This is a genomic window from Lentzea sp., from assembly GCF_036380075.1.
Classification (GTDB): domain Bacteria; phylum Actinomycetota; class Actinomycetes; order Mycobacteriales; family Pseudonocardiaceae; genus Lentzea.
This window is the reverse complement of sequence record NZ_DASVFL010000190.1, coordinates 1-3,008: the sequence shown is the minus strand read 5'-3', so window position 1 is coordinate 3,008 and position 3,008 is coordinate 1. Positions and strand designations below refer to the sequence as shown.

The following is a 3,008-nucleotide window of genomic DNA, read 5'->3' as shown; positions in this document are numbered from 1 at the left end:
GACGGTGTCGCCTGCGAATGACCACCGCCGACCGGCTCGTGGGCCCAGGTAGCCTTCCCCGCATCCCGCAGGCGAGTGGAGAGGCAGCTCACGTGAACGGACCGTTGCCCGACAGAGACCCCAAGACCGTCACCGTCATCCCGCCGGACGTCCTGGCGCAGATGAGGTCGTTCCCCCTCCACGGCGACGAACGGTTGCAGAACAAGCTCCTGTGGAAGTCCCCCGGTGGCGACACGATCGTCGGCCTGATCCAGATGGCGCCCGGCGCGCGCGACGTCGGGCACAACCACCCGTCGGCGACGCAGCACACGTGGGTCGTCGAGGGCACCGTGAGCATCGGTGGCGTGGAGGCCGGCGCGGGGTCCTACGCGTTCGTGCCGCCCGGTGCGGACCACGAGACGGTCGCGGGCGACGAGCCGGTCACGATGTTCTACATCTACCAGCCGTTCGCGCCCGAGCACGACCACGATCACGACCACTGACCTTGAGGCGCAAGGTTTTCCGCGCTCACCCATCTGTGGGGTGAAGTTCGGGCGGAAGCGCGGCGACCGCAAATATGTTGTCCCGCATGAGGTCCGTGGTCGCCGCGTTATTACTCGTGGCCGTCACCTCCGGGGGAGCGACGGCATCGGCCGACGCACCCGCCGCGAGGTGCGCGGCCGCCCGTCCCGTCGTCTCCGGTGCGGAGACAGCTGTCGAAGCACGCGTTCTCACCGGCTGCACAGCCGGTGAGCTCGTCGTCTTCCGGGCGGCACTCGTCGTCCGCGTCCACGGCGCCTCGTGCACCGCGGTCGCCTCCGAGATCGAGGCGGACCCGGCCGCCGTGCCGCAGTGGGTCCGCGCCCGGCTGGAACTGGTGTGCGGGCCCGGCGAGAGCGGCCTGCTGGGCTCCGAGACCACCGTGCGGACCCAGGACGTCACCCACGGCTTCGGCGACGAGTTCGAGGACGCCAACCCGGCCGCCCGGCACCGGTGGACCGTCGAGTTCGCCGCGGGCCTCGGCGAGCTGCCGCAGCCGCCCGACTCGGCCTCGACGTACTCGAGCGGGCGGGGCGGCGCGTGGGTGCTGGCCGAGCACGAGGTCTGCGACGGCTGAAACGGCCCCTTGCGGCATGATGCGCCGATGCGTCCCGAAGTGTTCGTGGTCTGGGCACATACGAGTCCTGGATGGGACGCCGCGCGCACCGGGGCGTGGCGGGACACCCTGCACAAGTTCGCCGGGCTGCTGCACCGCATCGGCGCCAAGCCCGAGATAGACCTCTACCACCAGCACGAACCCGTCGACTGGTCGACGTTCTGCCTGCAGCGCATGGAGGACGCCGACCGGATCGCGGTCGCGGTGTCGCCGGGCTGGGCACTCGCGTTCAGCGGCCGCAACCCCGACAGCCGCGGCGTCGAGTACGAGCTCAAGCACCTGCGCGGGCTGCTCATGCGGCAGCCGGAGCTGTTCCAGCGCAAGGTGATCGTCGTGGTGCTGCCCGGCGCGAGCCTCGACGACATCCCGCCGTCGCTGCACTGCGTGCCGCACTACGTCGTCGACCCCGACGACCCGGCGTCCGCCGTGGCGCTGGAGCACCAGCTGTCGCGGCGGCCGATGTACTCCACGCCCGTGCCGCGGCTGCGGGAGCTGGCACGGGCCGGCGATCCCGAGGTCGTCGCCGAGCTGCTCAACACCACCGTCTACCTGCCGGATCCCGGTCGGCCGGGGCTGGTCGCGGCCGACGTGACCGGGCACGAACGGGCCGTGCTCGCCTTCACCGGCCTCGACCGGCTCGTCGCCTACCGCCGGCTCAAGGGCTTCTCCTGGGACGACCGGTGGCTGGAGGTCGAAGGCGCCGAGCTGCTGCCGTTGGTGGCACCGCTCGGCGTCGGGGTGGTGGTGGACGCGGGCGCGTCGCACGAAGAAGTGCTGTTCGTGTCGGCCGCCGACATCCGGGAGCTGATCGGCTGATTCTCGGATATCGTTCCAGACCAAACTTCCGCCGGTGGGGAGGTGCCGTGAGCGGGTTCAGCGTCGACCCCTCCGAGCTGCGCGCCCTCGCCCGCCCGTTGGCGCAGGCCGCCGAGGGCGTCACCTCCCTCGCCCGCCACCCGGACGGACAACCGGACCCCTCCCGCGGGGAGCTGTTCGCCGCGCTCGCCCGGTTCCGCGACGCCTCCGACCACGCGACGGTGGAACTGGTGCGCGACGTCGAGGGCACAGCGGAACGCCTCACCGACACAGCCCGCCGTTACGAACAGGTGGACGTCTTTCCCGCGTGAGCCTCACCAGCGACTTCCACTCCCTCCGGAGCGTCCAGGAGTGGCTGAGGCGGATGCGCGACGAATGCGCATCCGTGGCGTTCGCACATGCCAAGGCGACCGCGAGCGGATGGACCGGTGTCGCGAGCACGAGGTTCGACGAGTACCGCTACCGAGCCAGAAAACGTTGGCTCGAAGTGTCGGACGCGTTCGAGATCGCTCATGACGCCGTGGAGACCTACCTCTACACGCACATCGAGGTGAGCAGACTCGTCGAGTACGCCGACCCGGAGCAGGCGGACCGGCTCTGGCGGCAGCTCGCCGAGGAGGAGCACCTCGCGGTGCGTGCAGTGGGCAACGCGACCGACGAGCTGAGACACGTGCGGTCCGAACTGCGCGACCCCGAACCCGTCGCGCAGGGCGTTCCGGGACCTCCGCCGGCCGAGCCGGCGCCGCGTCCCGTGGTGTCGCGGGCGGAGGACTTCCTGGCGAAACCGCACGTCGAGACGGTGGTGACGACCTTGGCGATCACGGCGCGCTACCCGCGTTGGCGGAGGTGGTCAACGGGGCAGGGCTCTGCCGCGTTGTAGAGGAGAAAGGGCCGTTGGTACTAGGGCGAACGGGTGGGTACAACGCGGTGATCATGGAAAGGGTTGCTGTGGCGTCAACCGCAGACCGATCACGCACCGTAGGCTGTCAGGACGCCTAGGCTGGGGGTGATCGCGGAAGGGGTGGTGTGGGTCGTGGGGCTCGCGGAGTCCTTGCTC

5 protein-coding genes are annotated in these 3,008 nt (G+C 70.6%); all 5 read left to right on the top strand.

What is annotated here, in order from left to right; genetic code table 11:
- Positions 1–482, top strand: a 482-nt coding sequence (locus VF330_RS21120; protein ID WP_330853360.1) for a cupin domain-containing protein, incomplete at its 5' end; no start/stop codon positions are given.
- An 86-nt stretch (positions 483–568) separates the two neighbouring features.
- A complete protein-coding gene (locus VF330_RS21115) occupies positions 569–1,096 on the top strand; it encodes a hypothetical protein (RefSeq protein ID WP_330853359.1) in 528 nt (175 codons plus the stop codon).
- Positions 1,097–1,123: 27 nt separating this feature from the next.
- Entirely contained in the window at positions 1,124–1,951 is an 828-nt protein-coding gene (locus VF330_RS21110; RefSeq protein WP_330853358.1) for a hypothetical protein, read from the top strand.
- A gap of 47 nt (positions 1,952–1,998) precedes the next feature.
- Entirely contained in the window at positions 1,999–2,262 is a 264-nt protein-coding gene (locus tag VF330_RS21105; RefSeq protein ID WP_330853357.1) for a type VII secretion target, read from the top strand.
- Positions 2,259–2,831: a putative T7SS-secreted protein gene (locus VF330_RS21100; RefSeq protein ID WP_330853356.1), complete on the top strand. Its 573-nt coding sequence runs from the start codon at positions 2,259–2,261 to the stop codon at positions 2,829–2,831. The genes VF330_RS21105 and VF330_RS21100 overlap by 4 nt, the downstream gene beginning before the upstream one ends.
- Positions 2,832–3,008 lie beyond the last annotated feature (177 nt).

Bases quoted from the DNA above. Each gene is read 5' to 3' on its own strand.
- VF330_RS21110 (WP_330853358.1), top strand. From the start codon at position 1,124: ATGCGTCCCGAAGTGTTCGTGGTCTGGGCACATACGAGTCCTGGATGG.
- VF330_RS21115 (WP_330853359.1), top strand. From the start codon at position 569: ATGAGGTCCGTGGTCGCCGCGTTATTACTCGTGGCCGTCACCTCCGGG.